The organism is Dyella sp. M7H15-1, from assembly GCF_004114615.1.
Lineage (GTDB): Bacteria > Pseudomonadota > Gammaproteobacteria > Xanthomonadales > Rhodanobacteraceae > Dyella_B.
On the sequence record NZ_CP035300.1, the window covers coordinates 2,741,122 to 2,767,943 of the forward strand.

General features: G+C 59.5%; 22 protein-coding genes. 5 read left to right on the forward strand and 17 right to left on the reverse strand.

The features are described 5' to 3' along the window. The first annotated feature begins 103 nt into the window (after positions 1–103). Entirely contained in the window at positions 104–1,165 is a 1,062-nt protein-coding gene (gene dinB, locus EO087_RS12710; protein WP_128899187.1) for a DNA polymerase IV, read from the forward strand. A 20-nt stretch (positions 1,166–1,185) separates the two neighbouring features. Beyond that, on the forward strand, positions 1,186–3,336 hold the full coding sequence (locus tag EO087_RS12715; RefSeq protein ID WP_304988493.1) for an alpha-glucuronidase family glycosyl hydrolase: 2,151 nt from the start codon (positions 1,186–1,188) through the stop codon (positions 3,334–3,336). Between the two features lie 74 nt (positions 3,337–3,410). Here EO087_RS12715 and lpdA read toward each other — a convergent pair whose 3' ends face one another. The 8 genes from lpdA to EO087_RS12755 form a co-directional block, all read right to left on the reverse strand. Further along, entirely contained in the window at positions 3,411–5,228 is a 1,818-nt protein-coding gene (lpdA, locus tag EO087_RS12720) for a dihydrolipoyl dehydrogenase (protein WP_128899188.1), read from the reverse strand. 13 nt (positions 5,229–5,241) lie between these two features. Beyond that, a complete protein-coding gene (gene aceF / locus EO087_RS12725) occupies positions 5,242–6,657 on the reverse strand; it encodes a dihydrolipoyllysine-residue acetyltransferase (protein ID WP_128899189.1) in 1,416 nt (471 codons plus the stop codon). Between the two features lie 140 nt (positions 6,658–6,797). Further along, on the reverse strand, positions 6,798–7,634 hold the full coding sequence (locus EO087_RS12730) for a mechanosensitive ion channel domain-containing protein (protein WP_128899190.1): 837 nt from the start codon (positions 7,632–7,634) through the stop codon (positions 6,798–6,800). Between the two features lie 219 nt (positions 7,635–7,853). After that, positions 7,854–8,183, reverse strand: a complete 330-nt coding sequence (locus tag EO087_RS12735; protein ID WP_128899191.1) for a DUF2845 domain-containing protein — start codon at positions 8,181–8,183, stop codon at positions 7,854–7,856. A 66-nt stretch (positions 8,184–8,249) separates the two neighbouring features. Then, positions 8,250–8,693: a DUF2383 domain-containing protein gene (locus EO087_RS12740; RefSeq protein ID WP_240669051.1), complete on the reverse strand. Its 444-nt coding sequence runs from the start codon at positions 8,691–8,693 to the stop codon at positions 8,250–8,252. A 160-nt stretch (positions 8,694–8,853) separates the two neighbouring features. Beyond that, positions 8,854–9,405 carry a hypothetical protein gene (locus EO087_RS12745; RefSeq protein WP_128899193.1) on the reverse strand — a complete coding sequence of 184 codons (552 nt, stop codon included), beginning with the start codon at positions 9,403–9,405 and terminating at the stop codon, positions 8,854–8,856. After that, a complete protein-coding gene (locus tag EO087_RS12750; RefSeq protein WP_128899194.1) occupies positions 9,405–9,953 on the reverse strand; it encodes a peroxiredoxin in 549 nt (182 codons plus the stop codon). Before EO087_RS12750 ends, EO087_RS12745 begins: the two co-directional genes overlap by 1 nt. A gap of 167 nt (positions 9,954–10,120) precedes the next feature. Beyond that, on the reverse strand, positions 10,121–10,579 hold the full coding sequence (locus tag EO087_RS12755; protein ID WP_128899195.1) for a hypothetical protein: 459 nt from the start codon (positions 10,577–10,579) through the stop codon (positions 10,121–10,123). Positions 10,580–10,808: 229 nt separating this feature from the next. Here EO087_RS12755 and EO087_RS12760 point away from each other — a divergent pair, with 229 nt between their 5' ends. Continuing rightward, the gene (locus tag EO087_RS12760; protein ID WP_128899196.1) at positions 10,809–11,228 is read left to right on the forward strand and encodes a universal stress protein; all 420 of its coding nucleotides are present in this window, start codon (positions 10,809–10,811) and stop codon (positions 11,226–11,228) included. A gap of 115 nt (positions 11,229–11,343) precedes the next feature. Continuing rightward, positions 11,344–12,165 carry a ferritin-like domain-containing protein gene (locus EO087_RS12765; RefSeq protein ID WP_128899197.1) on the forward strand — a complete coding sequence of 274 codons (822 nt, stop codon included), beginning with the start codon at positions 11,344–11,346 and terminating at the stop codon, positions 12,163–12,165. 60 nt (positions 12,166–12,225) lie between these two features. Here the strand turns inward: EO087_RS12765 and EO087_RS12770 are convergent, their stop codons facing one another. Next, the gene (locus EO087_RS12770; protein ID WP_343133217.1) at positions 12,226–12,909 is read right to left on the reverse strand and encodes a hypothetical protein; all 684 of its coding nucleotides are present in this window, start codon (positions 12,907–12,909) and stop codon (positions 12,226–12,228) included. A 398-nt stretch (positions 12,910–13,307) separates the two neighbouring features. On the opposite strand from EO087_RS12770, the gene EO087_RS12775 reads away from it, so the two are divergent. Next, positions 13,308–13,625 carry a hypothetical protein gene (locus EO087_RS12775; protein WP_128899198.1) on the forward strand — a complete coding sequence of 106 codons (318 nt, stop codon included), beginning with the start codon at positions 13,308–13,310 and terminating at the stop codon, positions 13,623–13,625. A 37-nt stretch (positions 13,626–13,662) separates the two neighbouring features. Here the strand turns inward: EO087_RS12775 and EO087_RS12780 are convergent, their stop codons facing one another. From EO087_RS12780 to rsgA, 8 genes are all read right to left on the reverse strand, one after another. Next, entirely contained in the window at positions 13,663–15,984 is a 2,322-nt protein-coding gene (locus EO087_RS12780) for a fimbria/pilus outer membrane usher protein (RefSeq protein ID WP_128899199.1), read from the reverse strand. 263 nt (positions 15,985–16,247) lie between these two features. Continuing rightward, positions 16,248–16,829, reverse strand: coding sequence for a DUF1120 domain-containing protein (locus EO087_RS12785; protein WP_164931836.1), 582 nt, complete (start codon positions 16,827–16,829; stop codon positions 16,248–16,250). Positions 16,830–16,955: 126 nt separating this feature from the next. After that, positions 16,956–17,630, reverse strand: coding sequence for a DUF1120 domain-containing protein (locus tag EO087_RS12790; protein WP_128899201.1), 675 nt, complete (start codon positions 17,628–17,630; stop codon positions 16,956–16,958). 49 nt (positions 17,631–17,679) lie between these two features. Next, positions 17,680–18,324 (reverse strand): fimbria/pilus chaperone family protein, encoded by a 645-nt coding sequence (locus EO087_RS12795; protein WP_164931837.1) that lies wholly within the window; start codon positions 18,322–18,324, stop codon positions 17,680–17,682. 654 nt (positions 18,325–18,978) lie between these two features. Continuing rightward, positions 18,979–21,672: a pyruvate dehydrogenase (acetyl-transferring), homodimeric type gene (aceE, locus tag EO087_RS12800; RefSeq protein WP_128899203.1), complete on the reverse strand. Its 2,694-nt coding sequence runs from the start codon at positions 21,670–21,672 to the stop codon at positions 18,979–18,981. Positions 21,673–21,915: 243 nt separating this feature from the next. After that, positions 21,916–24,201 carry an NADP-dependent malic enzyme gene (locus EO087_RS12805; protein ID WP_128899204.1) on the reverse strand — a complete coding sequence of 762 codons (2,286 nt, stop codon included), beginning with the start codon at positions 24,199–24,201 and terminating at the stop codon, positions 21,916–21,918. 254 nt (positions 24,202–24,455) lie between these two features. Beyond that, positions 24,456–25,730 carry a flavohemoglobin expression-modulating QEGLA motif protein gene (locus EO087_RS12810; RefSeq protein ID WP_128899205.1) on the reverse strand — a complete coding sequence of 425 codons (1,275 nt, stop codon included), beginning with the start codon at positions 25,728–25,730 and terminating at the stop codon, positions 24,456–24,458. Positions 25,731–25,738: 8 nt separating this feature from the next. Then, the gene (rsgA, locus tag EO087_RS12815; RefSeq protein WP_128899206.1) at positions 25,739–26,794 is read right to left on the reverse strand and encodes a ribosome small subunit-dependent GTPase A; all 1,056 of its coding nucleotides are present in this window, start codon (positions 26,792–26,794) and stop codon (positions 25,739–25,741) included. Positions 26,795–26,822: the final 28 nt, after the last annotated feature.

A 26,822-nucleotide genomic window follows, 5' to 3' on the forward strand; every position in this document is an offset into this window, starting at 1 on the left:
CTACATCGCAGCGTAGTGCGTACCTGACTAGAATGGTACTTGTCATAAGCAATCTTTCGCGCTCGTGCCCGCATCTTCGTCTCGCAAGATTCTTCACGTTGACATGGACGCGTTCTACGCGTCGGTGGAACAGCGTGACGATCCTGCACTGCGCGGCAAACCCGTGGTGGTGGCGTGGCGTGGTGCGCGTTCCGTTGTGTGTGCGGCCAGTTATGAAGCACGCAAATTTGGCGTGCGTTCGGCCATGCCGGCCGTGCGTGCCGAGCGGCTTTGCCCACAAGCTATTTTCGTGCCGCCGGATTTCACCCGCTACAAGGCGGTATCGCGGCAGGTGCGCGACATCTTTACACGGCACACCGATCTGATCGAACCGTTGTCGCTGGACGAGGCTTATCTCGACGTCACCCTCACCAAGACGGATTCGCCCTCTGCCACGGCAACCGCTGAGGCCATTCGCGCAGCCATTCGTGAAGAAACAGGGCTCACCGCATCAGCCGGGGTGGCCCCCAACAAATTCCTGGCCAAGATCGCCTCGGATTGGAACAAGCCCGATGGCTTGTTTGTGATTCGTCCACACCAAGTCATGGCCTTCCTTGCGCCGTTGCCGGTGGGCCGCCTGCCAGGCGTAGGCAAGGTGATGGAAGCAAAACTGGAAGCCCTCGACATCAAGACCGTGAGTGAACTGCGCGAGCTACCACTCACTGACCTCGAAATGCGCTTTGGTCGCTGGGGTCGACGCCTGCATGAATTGTCGCTAGGCATCGATGAGCATGCGGTGCAGCCCAATCAGCTCACCTTGCAGGTTTCGTCCGAAGACACTTTCGAGCATGATCTCACGCTTGATGAACTCGAATCGCATATCCGCCGACTTGCTGAGAAAACCTGGTCGGCACATCAGCGCGAAGCACAACGAGGACGTATCGCACGTACGATCGTGTTAAAGCTGAAGACGGCGGATTTTCACACGCTTACACGCAGCCTTACACCATCCTGGCGGCCACGTTCGGCCACTGAGTTGGCTGACTTGGCCTGCGCGTTGCGCGAACGCGTGGAACGCCCCGCTGACAGCCGCTATCGCCTGGTTGGCGTAGGTTTATCTGGCTTTGTAGATCAGGATAGTTTTATGGCGCAGGACGACCTCTTCGACAACATGCCACCACCCTGAATATGAAAACATTCCTGCGCATGCTTGCAGTGCTTATGCTGACCATGGGTTCGCTGTCATGTGCAACACGAGCACGTGCCGAAGACGGATACGATCTATGGCTACGCTATCGACTGCTCACCCCCGAACAGGTGAAGCGCTATCGCCGCCATGCTTCCGAGCTGGTTGTCGACTCCTTCACGCCCACTCAAATCGCCATTCGCAAGGAATTGCAGCGCGGGCTGAGTGGCTTGCTCGGGCAGAACCTGCGTACGTCTGACACGGTGACGGGCGACGGCGCCATCATTGTCGGTACGGTGTCATCCTCTTTCATCGCACACTTACGTTTGGATACCGCGAACCTTGGTCATGATGGCTATGTGATTCGAAGCGTTGTCGCAGATGGACATACAGCTATCGCCATCGTTGGCAATAACGATACGGGTGCGCTGTACGGTGCCTTTCATTTCCTTCGCCTGTTGCAAACGGGACAACCCATCGAGCATCTCGACCTGCGCGAATCACCGCAGATAAAACTGCGGGTTCTCGATCACTGGGACTACCTCAATGGGAAGGTCGAACGCGGCTACGCTGGCGCCTCGATGTGGGATTGGTGGAAGCTTCCAGACTGGCGGGACCCACGGTATACCGATTACGCACGCGCCAATGCTTCCATCGGCATCAACGGAACGGTGCTTAATGATGTCACCGATGGCGCCACGATCCTCACACCGTTTTATCTGGAAAAAGTCGCCGCCTTGGCTGACGTATTTCGTCCTTACGGTATTCGCGTTTATCTCAGCATACGCTTCAGTGCACCGATGGAAATCGGTGGACTGAAAACGGCCGACCCACTTGACTCACGGGTGCAGGCCTGGTGGCGTGCTAAAGCGGATGAAATCTACAAACGTGTTCCCGACTTCGGTGGCTTCCTGGTCAAAGCCAACTCGGAGGGACAGCCCGGCCCGAAAGATTACGGACGCACCCATGCCGATGGCGCGAACATGCTTGCTGATGTCCTGGCACCGCACGGAGGCGTGGTGATGTGGCGAGCCTTTGTCTACTCGCAAGCCAATCCGGACGATCGCGCCAAACAGGCTTATAACGAGTTCAAACCGCTCGACGGCCATTTTCGCAACAACGTGTTGTTGCAGGTCAAGAATGGCCCGATCGATTTCCAGCCGCGCGAACCCTTCCATCCGCTCTTTGGCGCCATGCCGAAGACAGCGTTGATGATGGAGTTTGAGATCACCAAGGAATACCTCGGCTTCGCCACGCATCTGGTTTATCTGGGGCCGCTGTACGAAGAAGTGCTGTCATCCGACACCATGTCGCGCGGCAAAGGCTCGACCGTGGCGAAGGTGGTCGACGGATCATTGGAAGGTCACTCACTGACAGGCATGGCTGGCGATGCGAATATCGGCACCGATCGCGACTGGTGCGGCTCTGATTTCAATCAGGCCAATTGGTATGTGTTCGGTCGGATGGCCTGGGATCCAACGCAGTCGTCACGCGCCCTCGCCGAAGATTGGGTGCGGATGACCTTTACCAACAACGAAGCTTTCGTCAAATCGGTCGTCGCCATGATGATGGGCTCGCGCGAAGCCGCCGTCGATTACATGACGCCGCTGGGCTTGCTGCATCTGATGGGTCCCGGCCATCATTACGGCCCCGCCCCCTGGGATGCCAGCGAATCGGAAGCCGACTGGCGGCCCGTTTACTACCATCGCGCCGACCACCAAGGTATCGGTTTCGATCGCACCCGCACCGGCAGCAATGCGGTTGCCGAATATGCGCCACCCATCGCGACGCAATTCAATGACCTGAAACAAACGCCAGACCAGTTCTTGCTTTATTTCCACCATGTGCCGTGGGAATACCGCATGCGCTCGGGCCAGACGTTGTGGTACGAACTAGTTGCGCACTATACGCAAGGCGTCGATGACGTGAAGAAGATGCGCGAAACCTGGCGTCATTTGGATGGCTATATCGATGATGAGCGCTATCAGCAAGTCGCCACGTTTCTTGCTATCCAGGAAAAAGAGGCGCAATGGTGGCGCGATGCCTGCATTGCCTATTTCCAGAGTGTTTCTGGCTTGCCGTTGCCGGTGGGCTACGCGCCGCCGCTGCACTCGCTCCGCTATTACGAGTCGCTTAGCTTTCTGTATGTGCCAGGGTTTTCGTCGTGGTGATCTGGGTAGGTTGGGATTTTCACCCCAGCCTACGAAAAGGCCCGGGGAAACCCAGGCCTTTTTGCTGCAGCGTTTTATTTCTTCTTCGGCATGTACAAATCGGTGATCGTGCCTTCGTAAACCTCGGCTGCCATGCCCACCGATTCGCTCAGCGTCGGATGTGGATGAATGGTCAGGCCGATGTCCGCCGCTTCCGCACCCATTTCGATCGCCAGCCCGATTTCCGAGATGAGGTCACCGGCATGCGGACCAACGATGCCACCGCCGACCACACGATGGGTTTCTTCATCGAACAGCAGCTTGGTGAAGCCTTCGGTGCGGTCGATGCCGATAGCGCGGCCGCTAGCCACCCACGGGAATTTGCCGACACCGATCTTCAAACCCTTTTCCTTGGCTTCACGCTCGGTCACACCCACCCAGGCGATTTCCGGATCGGTGTAGGCCACGGACGGAATGACGCGTGCATCGAAGTGGCTCTTCTGGCCAGCCACGACTTCTGCGGCGACCTTGGCTTCGTGCGTGGCCTTGTGCGCCAGCATCGGCTGGCCGACGAGGTCGCCGATGGCGAGGATGTGCGGCACATTGGTGCGCATCTGCGTATCGACGTTGATAAAGCCGCGCTCGGTGACGGCCACGCCGGCCTTGTCCGCACCGATCTTGTTGCCGTTGGGCGAGCGGCCCACCGAGACCAGCACGCGATCGAACACGCTGGTTTTAGGAATGCTCTCGCCTTCGTAGCTGACCTCGATGCCTTTCTTGGTGGCCTTGGCATCGACCACTTTGGTCTTGAGGTGTACACCTTTGAGCTTGCTGCCGAGGCGCTTGGCCAGCGGCTTGATCAGGTCGGCATCGGTACCGGGAATGATCTGGTCCATGAACTCGACCACGGTCACTTCGCTGCCGAGTCCCCCATACACCGTAGCCATTTCCAGGCCGATGATGCCTCCGCCGACAACTAGCAGCTTGGCTGGCACGTCCTTCAGTTCCAGCGCGCCGGTGGAATCCATGATGCGGTCGTCGTCCCATGGGAACGCAGGCAACTGCACCGACTGCGAGCCGGCCGCGATGATGGCGTATTCGAAGCGCAGCAGCTTCTTGCCTTCGGCGGTGTCGATTTCCATCTCGTTCGGCGACACGAAGGTACCGACGCCTTGCACGGTGCGCACTTTGCGCTGCTTGGCCATGCCAGCGAGGCCACTGGTGAGTTGGCTAACTACCTTGGTCTTGAAGCCGCGCAGCTTGTCGAGGTCGATCTTCGGCTTGCCAAAGCTCACGCCGTGCGCGGCCATGGCTTCGGCTTCATCGATCACCGCAGCGGCGTGCAGCAGCGCCTTGGACGGGATGCAGCCGACGTTGAGGCAGACGCCGCCGAGGGTGGTGTAGCGTTCCACCAGCACGGTGTCGACGCCAAGGTCGGCGGCGCGGAATGCCGCCGTATAGCCGCCTGGACCGGAGCCGAGCACGACGAGTTTGCATTCGATATCGGCGGCTTTTCCGGATGACGCTGCCGCTTGCGACGCTTTGGCTCCCTCTCCACTTTGGGGAGAGGGTTGGGGAGAGGGGGCGGGGCTTGTGGGAGTGCTTGGTGAGGTTGATCCCTCCTCCCTGACCTCTCCCGGGGAGGAAGGGGGAGGCGCAGAGTCGGCTTCGCTGACGGTTTCCAAGATGGCAATCACGGTGCCCTCGGAAACTTCATCACCCAGCTTGAGTTTGAATTCCTTGATTACACCGGCAGCGCTGGAGGGAATCTCCAGCGTCGCCTTGTCGGATTCCAGCGTGATGAGGCTTTGTTCCTTCGCCACGGTGTCGCCGATTTTTGCCATCAGCTCGATCACCGGTACGTTTTCGTGACCGCCGATGTCGGGAACTTTCACTTCGATCGTATTAGCCATGTTCGCCTCCCCGTCAGAGCAGCAGGCGACGGATGTCGCCGAGCTGGGTGGCAAGGAAGGAGGCGAAGCGTGCAGCCAGCGCACCGTCGATCACACGGTGATCGTAGCTGAGCGACAGGGGCAGGATCAGACGTGGCGCAAATTCCTTGCCGTTCCACACCGGCTTGGTCTGTGCTTTGGACACACCCAGGATGGCCACTTCCGGCGCGTTGACGATCGGTGTGAACGCTGTACCGCCAATGCCACCAAGCGAAGAGATGGAAAAGCAACCACCGGACATGTCGTTCGGGCCGAGCTTCTTGTCACGCGCCTTCTTGGAGATCTCGCCTAGTTCCGTGGCCAGGTCCAGCAGACCTTTCTTGTCGCCATCGCGGATCACCGGCACGACCAGACCATCAGGCGTATCCACTGCGATGCCGATGTGGAAATACTTCTTGAGGACCAGCTTTTCGCCTGTTTCATCGAGCGAAGCATTGAAGGTGGGGAATTTTTTCAGCGCCGCGACCACTGCCTTGATCTGGAATACCAGCGGGGTGATCTTCAGATCCTTGTTTTCTTCACCGAGCTTCTTGCGGAAGGCCTCCAGTTCGGTGATGTCGGCATCTTCGTGCTGGGTGACATGCGGGATCATCGCCCAGTTGCGCGCGAGGTTGGCACCCGAAATTTTCTGGATGCGCGACAGCGGCTTCTCTTCAATTTCGCCAAACTTGGCGAAGTCGACCTTCGGCCACGGCAACAGGTTGAGGCCACCGCCAGCCGCCACTGCGCCACCTGACACGGGACGCGCACCAGAAGCCAGTGCATGCTTGACGTAAGCCGTGATGTCCTCGCGCACGATACGACCGCCACGGCCACTGCCCTTCACCTGCTGGATATCCACACCCAGCTCACGCGCAAAGGCGCGGATGGCCGGCGTGGCATAGGGGGCATCGCCCGGCATGACCAGCTTGGCGTCGAACGGCGGACGGGCTTGTGGGGCTACATCACCCTCCGGCGCATTACCGGGAAGTACGCCGCGTCCGCCCAACGGTGCGGGTTCTTCCTTGACCTGGGGGGCTTTGGCTCCTTCTCCCTGTTGGGGAGAGGGGGACGCGCTTGCGCGCGAAGGGGCAGGAGCTGCAGGCGAGGTTGTCCCCTCACCCCTACCCTCTCCCTGGGGGGTAGAGGGGGACGCGGAGTCGGCTGCGCCGACGCTTTCTATAAGGGCGATCAGCGCACCTTCGGAGACCTCATCGCCAACCTTCAATTTCAATTCCTTGATCGCGCCAGCGAACGGCGCGGGTATTTCCATCGTGGCCTTGTCCGATTCCAGGGTGATCAGGCTTTGATCTTTCTCGACCGTGTCACCGGGTTTGACCAGCACTTCGATGACGGGCACATCCGCGTGTCCGCCAATATCAGGAACGCGGGCTTCTTTGAGGTCGGCCATGATTTCTCCTGCAGAACGAAGGCGGCCGCATGGGGCGGGGCGGCCGCAAGACTTCCATCATAGCAACCGATACCTGTTACGGACATGCCGAGTCGGCCACGGAGCGCCATGCGCATACGTATACGAGGGAGTTGCCCTACTCAGCGTTCACCGGTCGGCATATTTACGACGCGTATTTCGCGCTGCGGAAACGGAATGCTGATGCCTTCGGCATCGAATTGTTCCTTGACGGCACGCAGCAGATCGGTTTGCGCGGGCCAGAAATCATGGGTGCTGGTGTAGGCGCGCAGCAGCAAATGCACCGAACTTTCGCCCAGGCCATCGGTCCAGACGGTTGGCGACGGGTCTATCAGGATACGCGGATCGTTCGCGAACAAGCGCCGTATCACGTCGATGGCCTTGCCGATATCATCGCGGTAACCGATGCCCACACGCAGTTCGAAGCGCCGCGTACCGCGCCGGCTGAAATTGATGATGGCGTCCGCGCCGATCTTGGCATTGGGCACCACGGCTTCACGATTGTCGGCCAAGACCAACTGGGTATGCATGAGATTAATGCCTTCAACCGTGCCGTCGACGCCACCTGCATGGATAAAATCGCCCACCTTGAAAGGGCGAAACACGATCAGCAGCACACCCCAGGCCAGATTGCTCAAGGACCCTTGCAAGGCCAGGCCAATCGCCAGACCACCAGCACCCAGCGCGGCGAGCAATGGTGCGCTGGGAACGCCCGCTGTCTGCAAGGCGATCACGATCAGCACGGCAATCACCACGCCATAAAACAGATTGCGCAAAAAGCCGCTCAGCGTAGGGTCGACCGAGGCGCGATTCATCGCACGCTGCAGGAAATTTGCCAGACATCTGGCCAACCAGTTGCCCATCAACAAAACCAGCAAGGCGCCGATCAAGGACGGGCCGTGTTGATGAGCAAACGCCGATAAGTCGTCGATGGAAAGCTGCAAGAGACGCTCAAGCATGGCGCTGTCCTGGATAAAGCCGCCGAAAGCGTAGCAGCCGACCCGCGAATACGCATCAACGCGAATAGATGACGCGGCGCACATAGGCAAACCGACAGGTGCGCGACTGATCAATCGCGATCGCATGTGGCATTACGTGGAGAGTGTCGAGAATTGGAATCTCATCACGCATTGCCATCTATGGTGCTGGCATGACGAGCGCTCAAATCGATGGGAGCGTCACCGGGCGACATCCTCGATATGCGTGATCTTGCCATGCGCCATGGTAAAGATCGTGGTATGCCCATCACGCTGATACTGCCACGTCTCCCCTTTCTCCTTCGCTTCTTGCCGTTTGCTCTTGCTGACCGATGGGGAAGTGGTCTTGACTTTGCTCGAACTCTTCCCGCTTGAACTCTTCGTTCGCGTAGAAGGATTCCCCATCAGCGCTTTCACCTTGGCCGCGCTGTCACCCACCACCACCAACTGATTGCCAACGCGCAAACTTTCCAGCGCATGCGCACTGGCACTACAAACCAACAAGATGACGAAAAGAGGATAACGGCGCATGACATGCTCCTTGTCAATGGAATCAGAATACCAGCACCGCAGCAGCCCCGTGCAGCAAACCTGTCATCAGTGACCCACGGCCTTGGCCAAACTGTGCATGTCCAGATCGATCGACTGCAGGCGGGGGAGCTGGCGATGCAAGGTCGCGTTCATATCGCCCATGGCCACCCGGTTGAGCGCGCGCTCGAAGGCTTTCAACAGGCGCTGCTCTTTGCGGGCCAGCAGGCGTATCCAAGCGCCATCACGCCGGGGCATGCCTCGGGCGAGCAAGGTATCGAAGCGCTGGCGCGCCAGACCGAGCAGGCGACTACGGGTGGCGGGCTCCAAGGCGTGATAGCGCATCTGCGCCTGAAGCTCGGCGATCACCTCGTCCAGCGACTGAGCCTCTTCATCCAGCACCGTGCGCAGTCCGGGCTCGTTCACCTGCACAGCGGCGTGACGATACAGCGCCCTCAGCTCAATGCTGCGGCGGATCAGACCATTGCACAGGTATCGGGGTGTGAGCGACACAGCGGTCGCCTCCTGCCTAATCGTGGACATTCAAGGATGGTGCCATGTTGCAGAACGGGGACTTAGCGGCGCATTAATCTGCGACGCTTCGCTGGCGTTTGCTCAGCCGGCATTTCATCGCTAAGGCCCGACTCAGAAACTGCGGCTGAACCCGCCCCACTCAGCTTTGCCGCGCCCGGAACTGCAGACGAACCGCTGGATGCCCAAGCTGCCAGGCCAGCCACAGAAGTATCGGTACGGCGACGATACGCAGCCCCAAGCCCGCCAGCAGAATCCGTTTCAAATCTGCCATCTGCGCAACCTGCCCGGATGACGGCTGGCCACCGGCAAGCAATGCATTGGCCGCATCGAAGGCCTGCCATTGCTGCCACATCAACACACCGCGGTAAGCGCTCCACACGCACAGCACCAGGGCAACCGCTCGCAACACCGGTCGTGCCCAAGCCTGCCGCAGGATGCAGCCGACACACGCCACGATCACGATGAAGGCCGCTATGAGATAGCCCATGTCCCAGCCCAGCATGCCGTGCAGGGTCGATGCGCTCTGCTCGTCCCCTGCCGGCAATGCCCGCAAAGCGCCCCATACTTGCTGAGCATGCTGGATGTATTGCACACCGCCGAACGCCGCCAACAACAGCAGTATCCAGGCCAGCATGCGCCACCACGCAAACCTAGGCTTGCGCCAGCCCAGATCCGATTGGGAAATCAACATCAGTTAGCAGCCTTTTTCAGGGTATCAAGGTCGTTCAGTACCTGAGCGGAATTTTTCTCTGGATCCACGTCACGGTAGATCTTGGCGATCTTGCCACTGGGATCGATCAGAAACGTCGTGCGCTTGGCGAAATGCAAGCCGACTGCCGAAGTCAGTACGCCATAGCCGATCGCCACCTGACGCTTGGCGTCAGACAATAAGGGAAAGGGTACGTGGTACTTGGCTGCGAATTCGGCATGCGATTTCACGTCGTCCAGGCTTACTCCAACCACATCGGCACCCGCTTGGCGCAGCTTGATGATGGAATCTCGGAAGGCGCATACCTCGGTCGTACAGCCTGGGGTGAAATCCTTGGGATAGAAATAAAGCACCAGCCAACGTCCATGGTAATCAGCCGGCGTGCGCCAATGCCCGTTCTGGTCTTCCAGACGGAAGTTGGGGGCGGCCTGGCCAACCTGCGGATTGTCCAGCCCCACTCCCGCCCGCACCGGGATCGCCAGGAGGCCCAACAGGCAGATCATCGCAAGCACGATTGAAAAGCGACGCATGGATATAACCCCCAGGAAGAAAGACATCGTTCTGAAAAGCTTTGGATGGATCGAGTATACGCGGGCCTTTCACGCTACAAGAACGTGTGGAAAGAACAGCCCGAAATGTCAACAAAACGAAAGACGCCACAAGGGCGCCTTTCGCACATCATTGCAACCAGGCCAGCTTACTTGACCGGTTCGATATCGAACTTGTCGAGGGCTACGCCCAGATTCACACCTTCGCCCGTGCCCTCCAGTGCAATCGAGACCGTACCCTTGGTCAACACCTGCGCTGTGCTGCTTTTGACCAAGCCGGCCGAAGCGCCGCCCTGGACATAGCTGCCGTACACCTCATGGATGCCGTGAACATTGCTGATATCACCGCGGCCGCTGACCCGGAACTTGCCTGCCGTCAGACCACCACCGTGCACGCTGAGCGTGACCGCGCCACGCTGCCCGTTATCGCACACCACATGGCCTCTACCGGTGGCGTGCTGATAAATCGCCGACCAGCCCTCCAGTTCATAAGTCAAATGACACTTGATGGGTGCTGAGGCCGCGAGAGCCGAGGTCGCCGGCAGGCCAGCGAGTCCACCGGCGCAGAGCACCAGGGCTGCAGTCAATCCAAAAATACGCTTCTTCATGGTGGGTCTCCTTCTATGTGCGTTTACGGTTGTCGATGCCGTGACGGAAGTGTCACGCCTGCAAACTGAACGAATTGGCAAGGATGCGTAAGAACATTCAGCATCAGCCATGTCATGTGATCTCCATGTGCAAACGCCGTATGTTGTTTCCCCAGGCTTGATGCTTAACTAACAACACGCCGCGCACACTAAAAGCGTGTATAGCACCGATTATTGCCACGGAGGAAACATGGTCAAGTATTCGCTGGTTGGCTACGACAGTTCCGATTCGTCGCAACGTGCCTTCCGCTTCGCCATGGAGATGGCGCGTTGCGGCGGTGGCCGCGTGCGCGTGGTGTATGTGCTGCAGGTGACCCAGGGCGGCGCGGATGCCTGCGCGCTGATGATTACCGATGAATCTCGCCAACGCAGCCAGGAACTGCTGGAGGAACTGCGCGCTATCGCTCCGGAGGCCACCGACCGCGTGGATCTAGAGATCACCCATGGCAGTCCGGGGGACGTCCTGCTCAACCAGGTCCGCCAGCACCCGGACATCGACCATATCGTGATTGGCCATACCTCAAGAGGCGCCCTGGGTCGCTGGCTGCTGGGTTCGGTGTCCGAGGATGTGCTGGCCGGAGCCCACGTGCCGGTGACCGTGGTCCGTTAAAATTCCTGTCACGGCAGCTTTAGGCTGACATTAATCCGTCATGCCGCTCACCCTTTATGCTGTTGTCCCCGATTTGTCACAAACCGGGCAGTCCCTTTTGCACAGGAACCACTACGTGGACTACCGCTCCGCTCTGCCTTGGACTCTGGAAAGCCTGACTTTCGCGAATATCGATATTGCCCGCGTACGGCATAACCAGGATCTTTTCCTGTTGCTTTGCAGCGCCTCGTTTGTGGAAAGCGGCTCGGACCTGTACACACACAACTTGATCGAACACTTCGACGGCGATCAGGAACTGCAGGATTGGCTGCGTGAGCATTGGGAGCACGAAGAGTTACAACACGGCCGCGCGTTGGCCGCCTATGTGCGTCATGTCTGGCCCGAGTTCGACTGGGATACCGGCTTCAAGGCGTTCTGGGACGATTACGGCGCGTTGTGCACCAACGAACAACTGGAGCCCTCACGCGGCCTGGAGCTGGCCGCCCGCTGCGTGGTGGAAACGGGCACCGCCAGCCTGTACCGCGCCTTGAACGATATCGTCGACGAACCCGTGCTCAAGCAGCTCACCCGCCACATCAAGAGCGACGAAGTGCGGCATTACAAGCACTTCTACCAGGCCTTCCGGCGTTATCGGGAAAGCGAACGGCTAGGGCGATACAAGGTGTTCCGCGCGATTTTGCGCCGCGTCAACGAGATCCGCCATGAGGACAGCGACATCGCGCTGCGCCACGTGTTCAACCAGTGCTATCCGCAGCACAAGGACAACAAGGCGGAGTTCCAGAAAGTGGTTGGGCCAGCCCAGGCGCTGTTGCGCCGGCATATCCCGGCGGAAATGATGGTGAAGATGCTGCTCAAGCCGCTGGATCTGCCGCCACGCCTACAGCAATCACTGGAAAAGCCGCTGGCGAAGATCAGCGAGAAGCTGTTCTTGCAATAAACCCTTTGCGTTGGAAGAGCAGGCTGTCGATGTGACGCTGGGCCTCTTTCAACAGCGGGCTCACTTCTTACCCAATGCCGTCCATTTCGACGGATCGTAGCCACCAGTGTCGAACACCAACTCCTGCTTGCCGCCATCCCGCGTCTCGACATGGAAGACGATGCGCTTGGTCTTTTCCATGGCCTCGATAAAAGGCTTGTCGTCACGGATAAAGATGGCGGGCTCGCCGGTCGTGGGCAGGAAGGCGCGCACCGGATGTGGCTTGCCGTCAAACTGGGCCTGCAGCATGCAATTGCCCTTGCAGACGAAACCATGTCCGGTGCCGAACAGGAACAAACTCTGCCCCCATTGGGTGTGGCGGCGTAACACCAGCCGCACGGCGCGGTCTCCCGAAGGCCGGGTACTAAAGAGGCTGGCGGTGGATTGCGTGCCGCCTTCCATCGGGGCGACCTGATAGGTCCAGAGCGCTGCCAGCCGGCGCTTTTCGCTGGTTTCCCTCCATCGCTGTGCGACCTCCGGCAAGGTCTGCTGCACTTCTTTCGCGGCGTCGGAGTTGGGGAAATGCTGGACGATATCCTGTCCAAGCAGGGCCGCCATCTCATCATTCTTCATCTGCAGCATCTGGCGATAGTTCTGCAGTTGGCGATTGGCCTCGTCGGCTTCCACCTGCGCCTGGACCTTGGCGGCATCGGCCTGGGATGGCGCGGGATTCTGATCCTGCTGCGAACAGGCGGCCAGCGCCACCAGCAAGCCGCAAACTGCGGCAACCACGGTGGGGCGACGGAAGGGCAAACGAATCATTGTCAGTACGCCCGCGTTGGACAAGATGCTAGCTTGGAACGAGCCATCTTCCGGTGCAACCCACGTCCCCTACGTCGGTGCAGATTGGCCAAAACGATCACGCAAGGATGTGCTTGGCGTGATTTCGTTGGATCTGTTCGTTGTGGTGTGGGCTTGTGGATGTGGATGTTTCCAGCCTTGCGCCATTGAAGCTGCGCGCGGTGCATCCGTTGGACAAGGCGCCGGGGGTGACCGGTGGCGAATACCGCCTGTTGGCTGGCTGAACACGCGTATCATTGGTTAATGCCACGCTCACCTCAGCGCTGGCAGTTTGAACAACTCGGACCGTATGGAGAATCCTCATGAGCAGGCAAGCCGATATCGAACGTCGTCTCGACAACCTGAGCACCCACGTGCGTCATTACACCGATGGCGTCTCTGAAACGACCGATGGCCTGTTGGCCCGAGGGCGCCGCGCCGTGGGCCGTTTCAATCGCGCTGATACGGGCAAGCGCATCGCACGCGCCGCGGAGGATTTCGCCGACGAAGCCAACTATCAGTATCGCCGACTGCGGCGACAAGCGAATCGCCATCCGGTGGCGACCGCGGCGATTGTCGCCGGCACGGTGGGTGCGCTGTTCTTGCTCTATCGAACACTGCGTCGCGACAGCGAAAACTGAGCTTATTTATCGCGTCTTATTTATCGCGCCGGCAATTTCATTCGCAACTTGCCGGCGCCTCCTGATAGGGAAGTTCGGGATCGAAGCGTTGCGGTACGGTGTACTGCAGTTTGCAACGGGAAGCCCCAATCGGTTCCAGGTATAGCGATGTGCCGATATCGGCGTTGATCAGCAAGACATTGCCATCGCCGACCACTGTCCCGACGAAATCGCCTTGTTCATTGAAGACACTGGTGCCCTGTGGGGCCGTGCTTCCATCGCGCATGCGCGCCTGCAATACAAGCTGGCGTATCGCTGTCGCAAGCATGGATTGGGTGAACACCGCACCACGCGCTAGATTCAATTCCAGTTGCGTGGTTTCCAGGCGATAGTTGAGCGGCAACGATTTACCGTCCACCTGGATACGTGTAGTTCGATACGGATACGGCATCGACAGCAACGCCGTACCCAGCCTGGAGACGGTCGCCTGCGTACCCGGACCATTCAGACGCAAGCCCGTCAGCTCCGGCACCTTGACCACCACAAAACTGTCGCCCAGACGATTGGCCGACAACGCAAGCGCGCGATCGCCCGTTAGCACCATGCTGCCGGTTGCCGACGCATAGAACGATCGCTGCCCTGTCGTGGTTTGCGACAAACCGCCCGCCCATTGCGCATAGGCCGAATTCGCCTGCGCGGATGCACTCACACGCGAGCCGCTGTCGTCGCGATAGCCATCGACCTGATAACCAACGTTATTGCCGACGCGCCCCTGATAGCTCATCGCCGCGGCATTATCGCCGCGGCCATTCTGGTAATAGCGGGCACTGACTGATTCCCGCCCAAGCGGCAAACTCAAGGCGAGATAGGCCGCGCTGCGGCCATATCGATCCCGTTGCCAACTGACATTGAGCTGCAGACGCCCCAACCTGCGAGTGGCCGTGAACGCGTGTAGAAAACTCGTGCCGAGCGCATCGCCAGCATGCGTGAGCGTGTAAGCAAAGGCGCCCCAGCGAAGACTGGCCCAATTCACCGAGGCGCTCAGCGATTGCGTGTAGGTGCTCTGGGCATTGGGCCATAGCGAGTCTTCCAGCATCGCGTATTGGCGCGAACGAAGCTGCCAGGCGACGCCTCCGCTGACGTTGCCGAACCACGTCATCGATGCCTGCGCCTGTCCCATCACTCCAGAACCTAGGCTCTGCGCGTGCGACGTGCTGAGCCCCGCGCTGACCCATTGCTGGCGCGTGGCAAGCGACCATTGCATGGATGCATTCTGATAGCCCTGCGCCACCATCGCGCCACTTCCCAGCCGCATATGTGGAGAAATGCTGAAAGCATAATCGCCATAAGCCAGCATGGGAGCGCGTGGTGCGTCCTCACCATAGAACAAGCTACGGTAACGTCCACCACCCATGTGATACGTCGTAGGCAAGTCAGCCGCACTTTCGGCCATCGGCGCAGGCACGATGAATTGCGACACGATGCCATCTTCTTCCGTCACCCGCACTTCGATCTCGGCGCCAGGCATAAGCCCGGTTACCTCACTGAGTGCGTAGGGTCCGGGCGAAACCACCGTCCGGTAAATCACTTGTCCACGCTGGCGCAACTCGATCACCGCATGACTGGTAGCGATTCCCTGGATGGGCACCACCAACGGTGCCGCTTGCGCCTGCGCGGTATCGGAAAACCACTGTGCGCCGAGCACGGGCAAGCCCGCATAGAAATCGGACGCAGCGTACAAGCTCCCAGCCTGCCATAACGATGACAGCGATTCGATATTCCGCTGCACATATGCGTTTTGCCATTGAGTGGTGGATAAGGACGCCGACTTGGTATAGACCTCCGAACTGCGAAATACCCAGTTATCGATATTGAAACCCGGCTCGATCTGCGCTTGAAAATAATCGCGACTTCCCACCGCACCATCGAAGCGCTGTGCGAACACCCGGTAATTCATCATCACCGCCCTACCGCCCCGCTGCGAAGCGCCATCACGTGCGTCCGGGTCGAAGGCATCCTCCGGCACAACGATGGCAACACGTGACATCCCAGGCTGGAGTTCAACGCGCGAACCTGGAAATAATCGTCGCACGTCATGACACGATTCTTCCGCCAGGTCATCTGCTCTACGCAACCTGAGCCGTGAAAGTAGCTGGCGATCGAAACAGACGTCGCCATCGCCATTGAATCGCACATCCATCAACTGGGCGTAGCCCGCGTTGATGCTTACACTGGCCATCTGCACACCGGGAAGAAAACGTGCACGCTGCGCAAAAAAGCGCGCAACATCCTCGCCATAGCCTCGATCGGCCAGCACCTTGGTATCGAACTGCACGGAGGCCGCCGAAGCACCGCGATCCTCAGCATGCACGGTAGTCATGAATAGAAGCACGCAAACGATTGCACCAAGGATCAGGTACCTCAACCATTGCTTTGCCGACGTCACAGGACCTCCCTATCCCCCATCGTCTGCCGAGATCGCTTTAAAAAGAGCAAGGCCGCATACGCAGCCTTGCCGAAGGCAAAAAGTGGGGAGCGAAAGGCCGTCGCACGCTTGCCCCGTCTAGTGTGGCGTCTCGCAAGTAACGTGAATAAATTCCGAGTGGATTTCGTCGCGAGACAAGGCGCGAGGAGGAGGGACCCTCAAATCGCAAAATGGAAATCAAGCGTGATCGAACCGCGAAGCGGCACTGTGTGTGTGACATCGCCAACAACCGGTGCAGGCGCCAGCGATGGCCTAACCGTCAGGTCGGCTTGGAAATCCTTGCCGGTTGCCAGCTTGTCCATGCCAACTGCCCATCCCATCGTGTAACCACTCTTGTACACATAACTGAACACGCCCGCCGAAAAGAACAGGGGATTATCCGTACTGAACACAACGGACGTCTTTCCATCCACGGTGGGATGGGTCAAATCCAGCGTGTAGTAGCCGATCTTGTTGCTACCGTTGTAACTGAGACCAAAATGGTTATCACCCGCCGTACTTTCCGAGCCGGCTTCATTGTCCACCGCACGGAAGGTCAGATGCGTCATTGCATCACACGCGACCTGCAGACGTTGCGTGACTGGACTAAGCGCGACGTCGCGGGTGGGAGAAAGGATATCCGGTGCATAAGCGCCGATATCAAAGACGCCGCCGTTACCCACCATCACGTTGCACTGAGGCGTCGCGATAGAACCGATGACCTTTAATTCGGATGTTGGGGCCTTGGCATGCACGGTCATCGCTGCACACCCTGCCATGATCAGCAAGACGAGCTTGCCGATGCGTTGTTGTCTCGACATGGGGATCACTCAAGTGCTTGGAAGCCATTCACGCGAGCGCCAGTTACGGCGCCCGCGTTGCCCGGATCAAATAGCAAAATCGAAATTCAGCGTCAGGGAACCGTTCAGCGGCACGGTACTGGAAACGTCGCCAATCATCGTCGCCGGGGCTACCCACGGCGTGACGGTCAACATGGCTTGAAAAGCCTTGCCGACCGACAAGGTATTGTTGGCCGAGGCCCACCCCATGGTTTGCCCGTTTTTGGCAAAGGTGGCCGTCGCTGAAGCATTGAACGAGGTGGGATTGCTGGTACTGAACACCAAGGCGGATTGACCATCCACCGTCGGCGTGCTCATGCCGACCTGGTAGTAGCCGATCTTGTTGGTGCCACCGTTAAAGCCGAAGCCGAAATTGTTGGCGGCCGCGGTACTTTCCGAACCGGCTTGATTGTCGATCACCTGAAAGGTGAGATGCGTATTGGCATCGCAGGACACGTCCATGCTCTGTGAAACGGTATTGAGCTGAACGTGGTTGGTTTGGGAAAGAATGTTGGGCGAGTAGGCACCCACGTCAAACACGCCATTGTTGCCGACCGACACCGAGCAATCGGGCGGATTGATCACCCCCATCACCTTCAGCTCGGTGGTCGGACCTGCAGCAAACAGCTGTGGCGCTGCCATCAGGGCAGCAGCGGCAAACCCAGAGACGATTGTTTTCTTCAGCATTTTCAGTCCTTCCTGTTTCTCGATGAAGGCAGGCATGCATACAACACCTGCGAAAGCACCCAGCCATCTGGCCCGGGCAAAAAACTTATGGCGCCACGGTCAGCTCGGCCTTCGCTTGTGCAAAGCCGTAGCGACTCAGTGGCGTGATGGCGATTTGCGTGGTTCCGCCAACCGCAGCGCCGGCCGCGCTGACGCGTTGACCAGGCAGGATGTAGGGATGTTCAAGCGGCAGGTCTACACCCTTGGGTTGCAGTGCGATGGACGGCATCAGCCGCACGATATGCCGGCCGGCATTGGTCAAGATCAGGCTATCGCCGTTAACTTGCACGCGCAGATCCTTCCACGGACGTTCTTCCACCGGCACCGATTTCGGCTGCAGGATAAAACCCACTTGTTGGCGCACCGTCATGCGAGCGCCTTTATCCGCCCGTTGCGTCACACCCTCGAACGAGGCTTTGAGCAGATATTCACGCTCCAGCTTTACGCCCTTCTTCAGCATGAAGTGCACGAGCTGGCTCTGACCCGGGTCGATGCGCGTCACGGCGGGGGTTACCAGAATGTTGGCCGACATGGGCGTGCTGTCCACATCCTGCAACTTGGTCAGCAACAGCATCGGCTCGCTGCCTGTGTTGGTGACGTTGAAATCGGTGCGGCCGTCGCGCTCATCCAGCACAACGGTGATGGTCTGCAAGCGAAACGAGGTCGCCACGACCAGCTGTGGCAGCGACATCAACGCCACAAGGCAGGCTGCACGAACGTGTCGTGAGGAAAAACCTACTCGTATCCCCATAGTAGGAACGGCCATGTGTCGTCTCTCTCTGATACGTCTGTTCTTATCGAACTACTTCTCGTGTCGGAAGAGATCATGCCATGTGTTTTTGAGGTGTTTGGGGCGGCACAAAGGAGGCGGCGCGGCGTTGCCACCGCTCGTCCGAAATGAAATGTCATCATTAACTGACACAAAACCGTAAAAGCCTTACAAGATTTGGCGTACACCTTTAAAAACGACACGCTAAATGCGTAGGAATTGCGTCGAATCTACGACCGACCACTTTTATTTGGCGTAGATGAAAACTGACTCAGTGGATGACTATTGCCTACAAATTGAGTGGATAACAGACTACTCATTTAAGAGAAGGTGACGCAGGTCGTCCTGCTTTTCCGCTCGTCGTCCCGGCGAACGTTTACTGCTGTCTGGCACGTCTTTTGCAAATCGATGAAAAGATGAGAATTGCCGAGATTTAGCCGTTCGCCGACCGCAAGAAGACTCGCAAAACAACATGGCTAGCTAATCTCTATTGATGGCAATACCGTCATCCCAGCTTTCGCTGGGATGACGAGCGAAAAGCAATAGCGTTACAAGCCTTGATAAGCCGCACACTATTTACACCGTCAGCGGATTGGGCTTATCCGGATCAAGCTTGTACTCGCGAATGGCGCGCGTCACATCCTTGGCGTTGACTTTGCCATCCTTCGCCAAGGCAGCGAGCGCTGCATGCGCAATCCAGTAGCGATCCACCTCGAAGAAGCCGCGCAGATGCTCGCGCGTGTCGGAGCGGCCGAAGCCATCGGTGCCGAGCACGGTGTAGCGCATGCCGTCGGGCATGAAGGGGCGGATCTGTTCGGCGTATTCGCGCACGTAGTCGGTGGCTGCAACGGCGGGGCCTTGGCGGCCCTGCAACAAACCGGTGACGTAAGGTATGCGTTGCTCGCTTTCCGGATGCAGGCGGTTCCAGCGCTCGGCGTCGTAACCGTCGCGGCGCAGCTCAATAAGGCTGGGCACGGACCAGATATCGGCGCTGACGCCGAAATCCTTCTCCAGGAGTTCGGCGGCGGCAATCACTTCGCGCAGGATGGTGCCCGAGCCGAGCAACTGCACGCGCGGCTCGCTCTTCTTCGGCTTGCCAGCGTCCTTGAACAGATACATGCCCTGGATGATGCCTTCCTCGACACCTTGCGGCAGATCGGGGTGAGCATAGTTTTCGTTCATCACGGTGATGTAGTAGTACACATCTTCCTGATCTTCGATCATGCGGCGCGTGCCGTCTTGCATGATCACCGCGACTTCGTAGGAGAAGGTCGGGTCATACGCACGCACATTCGGAATCGCACCGGCGAGCAGGTGCGAGTGACCGTCTTCGTGCTGCAGGCCCTCTCCATTCAAGGTAGTGCGGCCGGCGGTGCCGCCGATCAGGAAACCACGCGAGCGCATGTCGCCAGCCGCCCAGGCAAGGTCACCGATGCGCTGGAAACCGAACATCGAGTAGTAGATGAAGAACGGCAGCATCGGCTGGTTGCTGATGCTGTAGCTGGTGGCCGCCGCCAACCACGACGCCATGCCGCCCGCTTCGGAAATGCCCTGCTGCAAGACCTGTCCTTTCTGGTCTTCGCGGTAATACAGAAGCTGGTCGGCGTCCTGCGGACGGTATTTCTGGCCTTCCGGCGCATAGATGCCGATCTGGCGGAACATGCCTTCCATGCCGAAGGTGCGCGCTTCGTCGGCCACGATCGGCACCACGCGCGGACCGATGGCCTTGTCGCGCAACAGCAGGTTTATGCCACGCACCAGCGCCATGGTGGTGGAGATTTCGCGGTCGCCGGTGCCTTTGGTGATCTGTTCGAAGGCGGCCAGATCTGGCGCCTTGAGCTTGACATCGGTGTGACGGCGACGCTGTGGCAGAAAACCGCCGAGCTGCTTGCGACGTTCCAGCATGTACTGCACTTCCGGCGAATCCTTGCCGGGGTGGTAATACGGCACATCCTTGAGTTTGTCGTCCGACACCGGGATGTTGAAGCGGTCGCGGAAGTGACGTATGGCTTCTTCATCCAGTTTCTTCTGCTGGTGGGTGGGGTTTTGCGACTCACCGGCCGCACCCATGCCATAACCCTTCACGGTCTTGGCGAGAATCACGGTGGGCATGCCCTTGGTGTTCACGGCCGCGTGGTAAGCCGCATAAACCTTGTGCGGATCGTGGCCGCCGCGGTTCAAGCGCCAGATGTCGTCGTCGCTCAAATTGGCGACCATCTCGCGCGTCTCCGGATACTTGCCGAAGAAATGCTCGCGCGTATAAGCGCCGCCGAAAGCCTTGCAGGCCTGGTATTCGCCGTCGATGGTTTCCATCATCAGCTTGCGCAAGGTGCCGTTCTTGTCGCGGGCGAGAAGCGGATCCCAGTAGCTGCCCCACACCACTTTGATAGCGTTCCAACCGGCACCACGGAACACGCCTTCCAATTCCTGGATGATCTTGCCGTTGCCGCGAACAGGGCCATCGAGACGCTGCAGGTTGCAGTTGATCACGAAGACCAAGTTGTCCAGACCTTCGCGACCAGCCAGCGAAATGGCGCCCAATGATTCGGGCTCGTCGCATTCACCGTCACCCATGAAGCACCAGATCTTGCGGTCGGTTTTCGGCATCAGGCCGCGGTGTTCCAGGTACTTCCAGAACTGCGCCTGGTAGATCGCCTGGATCGGCCCCAGACCCATCGACACCGTGGGCACCTGCCAATAATCGGGCATCAGCCAGGGGTGCGGATAGGAAGACAGGCCGCGACCAGCCCCAAGCACTTCCATGCGGAACAGGTCGAGCTGTTCTTCGCCGATGCGGCCTTCGAGGAAGGAGCGCGCGTAGATGCCGGGGCTGGAATGGCCCTGATGAAACACCAGATCACCCGGATGATCGGCACTCGGCGCACGCCAGAAGTGGTTGAAGCCGACGTCATACAGCGTGGCGGAGGAAGCGAAGCTGGCGATATGTCCACCCAGTTCGCCCGGCTTGCGGTTGGCGCGCACCACGGTGGCCATGGCGTTCCAGCGGATCAGGGTGCGGATGCGCCATTCCATCGCACCGTCGCCGGGCATCTTCGTTTCCAGGTGCGGCGGAATGGTGTTGACGTATTCGGTGGTCGGGTCGAACGGCAGGTAGCCACCGGAGCGGCGGGTGGAATCGACAAGACGCTCCAGCAGAAAATGCGCGCGTTCGGTGCCTTCTCGGTCGATGACGGCGCTGAGGGATTCGACCCATTCCTGGGTTTCGGTGGGGTCGAGGTCCTGATGGAGGATATCGTCGAGCTGATCCATGAAACGTCTCCGTGGCGCCGGGCGCCGTCTAGCGGTGGGTGTGCGTCGCCGGGGAAGCGACGAAGCCAGGGCAGGCACCGATCCGTCGGCCAGGCCGGCACGGAACGGGTGGAATCGTTCGATTTTAGCCGTGGCACCTCAATCCCGCCAATTGTCACCCAGTGGGAGAGGGGCGTGTTCTCGGCTCATTGCCGTCCATGGCGAGCGCTGCAGCAAGCGCCGCGATGCCCGGCGCAACGGTGCTCAGTCTTTTTCCATCTGCTCGCGAATCTGTGCATCGACCGCGGCAATGGCCGTCATGTTGACAACGCGGCGCACTGTAGAGGAAGGCGTCAGAATGTGTGCCGGTTTGTCCACGCCCATCAGGATGGGACCGATGGCCACGCCATCGCTCATCACGCGCACCATGTTGTAGGCGATATTGGCGGCGTCGAGATTGGGCATCACATATAGATTGGCGCGTCCGCTCAAGGTGGTGTTGGGGAAGATACGCTGACGCAATGCTTCGTCCCACGCGGTATCGGCCTGCATCTCACCATCCACTTCCAACCTCGGTGCACGTGCCTTGAGGATCTTGAATACCTCGCGCATCTTGGCTGCGCTGGGATTGTCGTGGCTGCCGTAGTTGGAGTGTGAGAGCAGCGCTACCTTGGGTTCGATGCCGAACAGCTTGAGGCGATAGGTCGCCTGCAACGTGGCTTCGGCGATCTGCTCGGCGGTGGGGTCGCATTGCACATGGGTGTCGAGGAAGAACCAGGTGCCCTGGTCGTTGATCACGCCACTTATCGCCGATGTGCACGACACGCCCGGATCGAGGCCGAAGACGCTGCGGATGTAGCCCAGCTTTTTGTGATAGCGCCCGACCAGGCCGCTGATCATCGCGTCAGCTTCGCCGCGCTCGACCATGATCGCGGCGATCAAGGTGGGGCGCGAACGCATCAGGTTCTTCGCGGCCGCGGGCGAGACGCCACGACGTTCGGTCAGCGCGTGATAGTGCTGCCAGTATTCATTGAATCGCGGATCGTCATTGATATTGGTCAACTCGAAATCCACGCCAGCACGCATGCGCAGGCCCATGCGCACGATACGCGTTTCGATGACGTCTGGACGTCCGATCAGGATCGGATAGGCCAGCTTTTCATCGATCACCGTTTGCACGGCACGCAGCACCGTTTCTTCCTCGCCTTCGGCATACACCACGCGCTTGCGATCGGAGCGCGCGCGCTCATAGATCGGCTTCATGATGTAACCGGTGCGGTAAATGAACTGTGTCAATTTCTCCAGGTAGGCTTCCATGTCGGGGATCGGACGCGTGGCCACGCCCGATTCCATCGCCGCCAGGGCGACAGCGGGCGCCAGCATGACCAGCAGACGCGGATCGAACGGGCGTGGAATCAGGTAGTCCGGACCGAAGGTCGGCGATTCGCCAGCGTAGGCACCCGCCAAGTCACCAGATTCCATCTGCGCCAGCGCCGCGATCGCGTGCACGCAGGCCAGCTTCATGGCTTCGTTGATGCCGGTGGCGCCGACATCCAGCGCACCGCGGAAGATGTATGGGAAGCACAACGCATTGTTGACCTGGTTCGGATAGTCCGAGCGGCCCGTGGCGATGATGCAATCCGGACGTACCTTTTTGGCGTCTTCCGGCAGGATTTCTGGATTGGGATTGGCCAGCGCCAAGATGATCGGTTTATCGGCCATCGACGCGACCATTTCCGGCTTCAAGATGCCGCCTGCCGACAGACCCAGGAAGATGTCCGCGCCTTCGACAATCTCGGCCAGGGTGCGCTTGCCGGTATCGCGCGCATAACGCTGCTTATCCGGATCCATGCGACCGCGGCCGGCATAAAGCACGCCTTCGCGGTCGAAGGCCAGGATGTTTTCCGGCTTCAGGCCCAGCGCCACCAGCATGTCCAAGCAGGCAATACCAGCGGCACCCACGCCGGCGGTGGCCAGCTTCACGTCCTCGATCCGCTTGCCGACCACCTTCAGCGCATTGACCACCGCCGCGCCAACGATGATCGCGGTGCCGTGCTGGTCATCGTGGAACACCGGAATCTTCATGCGCTCGCGCAGCTTGCGCTCGACGATAAAGCATTCCGGCGCCTTGATGTCTTCCAAATTGATGCCGCCGAAGGTCGGCTCCATCGCGGCGATGATGTCGACCAGCTTGTCCGGATCACGCTCGGCAAGCTCGATATCGAACACGTCGATGCCGGCGAACTTCTGGAACAGCACGCCCTTGCCCTCCATCACCGGCTTGCCAGCCAGCGGGCCGATATCGCCCAGACCCAGCACGGCGGTGCCGTTGGTGATCACGGCCACCAGGTTGGAACGCGCGGTGTACTCGCTGGCGCTATGCGGATCTTCGGCGATTGCTTCACAGGCATAGGCCACGCCGGGGGAATACGCCAATGACAGATCACGCTGGGTGATCAGCGACGTGGTCGGCGAGACCTTGATCTTTCCTGGTCGTGGAAAGCGGTGATAGTCGAGGGCGGCTTTGCGGAAATCGTCGGAATGGACCATCGGGTGCAGTGCAACAAATAGGAAGGGAAAAACGGGGCCGCAGAGCGGACAGTGAACGGCATGGTAGCACCCGTGTGCTTCTTGATCGCCGGAGTCGTGTGTAGGCGATTTGCTTTGTATAGCGTCGACTTAGCGCGGGTGGATAGCTATGGTTTCTGTCCGTCCCCTTTGATTTTGCAAGACGACCGAGAGATTCAGGCACGCAGTCCGTTCCGTGGAACAGGTGAGAAAGCAGGCAACTACATGTCGATCAACTACATGCCGATAGATAACGACTCCGCCTCTACTTTCGACATACGGATGCGATTGATAAACAACGAAAACGCCAATTTGCCGGCCAACCCATGCACATGCTGCATCCAAGGTGGCAACCAGCGCGGTGCGACCAGCACGCCGGAGATGAAATACGGCTCAAGGCTCATCACATCGTGCAAGCTCAGCTTGCCGGCGAACAGGTAGCGCAGCAGGTCCAGGCGCCGCTCCTTGAGTGCCCAGCGGAAGAAGGTGTGCACGTCGAGCAAGCCGGACAGATAGACGTTGTCCTTGGCGAACGCAGAACCACCCGTCAGTGGCACGCCACGAAACACGCGCTGCGCCGAATGGAAGCTATCGGCCACACTCTGGCCACAGCGATTGAAGAAACGATACACCTCGACAAAGTCGGCACCATTGAGCGCCATGTCGATAGCTAGGATGCGCAGGCTGATGCGTTTGAGCCGGGCGATATCGATCGCACCTGACATCAGTTCCGCAAACACCGCCAGCCCTTCCTGCGTAGCGGTGACGCGCGGTGATGTGCGCGCCAACGAAGCCAGCAATGGCTGCTCGCGACCATTCAAAGCGGTGAGCGAGTGCACAAAGGCTTCGTGATTGAGCAACTGGTGCCGATCGTACTGACTGAAACGCGTGCCGCCGCGCAGACGGATGCGCGTGGCGCCCGCCGCGGCCTTGGCGGTGAGATCGTTATCGATTTCCACGGTGATCTTGCCGGCGCCGAAAAACGCATCCAGCACCTTGGCCAGATCCGTACGCAACCGTTCGGAGGAAATATTGGCGGTGATGTCGTCGTCATGCAGATCCGCGCCGAGTTCATCGGACAGCTCCACGAAGTAACGCGCGGCATCGAGGTTGCTGCGATTGCTACCCGGAATGGCGTCGCCCGGCCGGCCATAGAGTTGGATGGACGGCGCAGTGACGCCGTCGGTACCGACAGCTTCGAGCATCTCGGCAGCAATGCGCCAGGATTCGGCAGTGCGGCGCAGATAGTCACCTAGCGGATCATCCTTGCCGGCTTCGCTCTCGATGGCGGCAAGTTCCTGGCGCACCTCGGAGAGGTCGGGCATCTTGTAGTTCACTTCGGGCAAGGCATAGTGCCCCCTGCCGTATTCTTCGATCATCCGGTCTTCCAGCGAGGCTGACCAGCTCACCGTGGACAGGATGTTGATGCCACGCACGGCCACCAGCAGGCGCTTGTCGAGCACGGCATAAGGCCGCAGGCTCGCAGGAATGACTTCGGCCGGCGTGCTCATCGATGTCATCACTCTCTTTCGCGCGAACCGCGAGGCCCGTGGGGCTTCGCTGCCGGTCGGCCACCGCGCTGGCGGCGCAGGCGCGACTCCAACAGAGTGGCCTGCTCCTCACGCTCGTCGCGCAGTTTCAGGTAGTTGCGCCAGCGTTCGGCGGACAGTTCGCCGTCATGCAGGGCTTCCTGCACGGCGCAACCGGGTTCACTGCCATGCCCGCAATCGGCAAAGCGGCAGTTTTCGGCCAGTGCCTCAATATCAGCAAACAGGTCGAGGTTTTCTTCGCCCGTGAGTTTCAGCTCGCGCATGCCGGGAGTGTCGATCAGGCAGCCGCCGCTGGGCAACTGCAGCAATGCGCGATAGGTTGTGGTGTGGCGGCCACGGCCGTCGTGGTCGCGCACTGCGCCGGTCGCCATGCGCTCGCTGCCCATTAGAGTGTTGGTCAGCGTGGACTTGCCCGCGCCAGAAGAGCCCACCAGCACGGCGCTATCCCCCAGCTTCATATAGACCGACAAGACAGCCACACTGCCTGGATCCTTGCCATTGATCGCGTGGATCGGCGTACCCACCGGCAAGCGCGCGCGCAACTCGGCAATGCTTTCCTGGGCATCGTCGCGCTGGTCGAACTTGCTAAGAATGACAACAGGCTGTGCACCGGAGCCCTCGGTGAGCGACAGATAGCGCTCGATCCGGGCCGGATTGAAGTCGCCATCCAGCCCGGTCAGCACCAGCACGTAATCGATATTGGTGGCGATGACCTGACGTTCATAGCGCTCGCCCGCCGCGGCGCGCGACAGCACGGTACGGCGCGGCTGCACCGTGAGGATATGCGGCGGCTTACCCGGCTCGATTTCCACAAAATCGCCCACGGCTGGCCGCTCGGCCGGATCCAGCCCGCGCTTCAGGAAGTGGCCGGCCGGCTGGGCGCCGAAGGTCAGGCTGCCATCATGCAGTTCATAGCCGGCGCGGTGTTGTGCCACCACGCGGGCCAGACGCCGTCCGTCGTCGGGTAAGGCCTCACCTCGCCAGCCGATATGGCGGAGCTGTTCGATGGTCTGGGCATCGCTCATGAGGTCGGATTATGCCGGGTGGCATGGG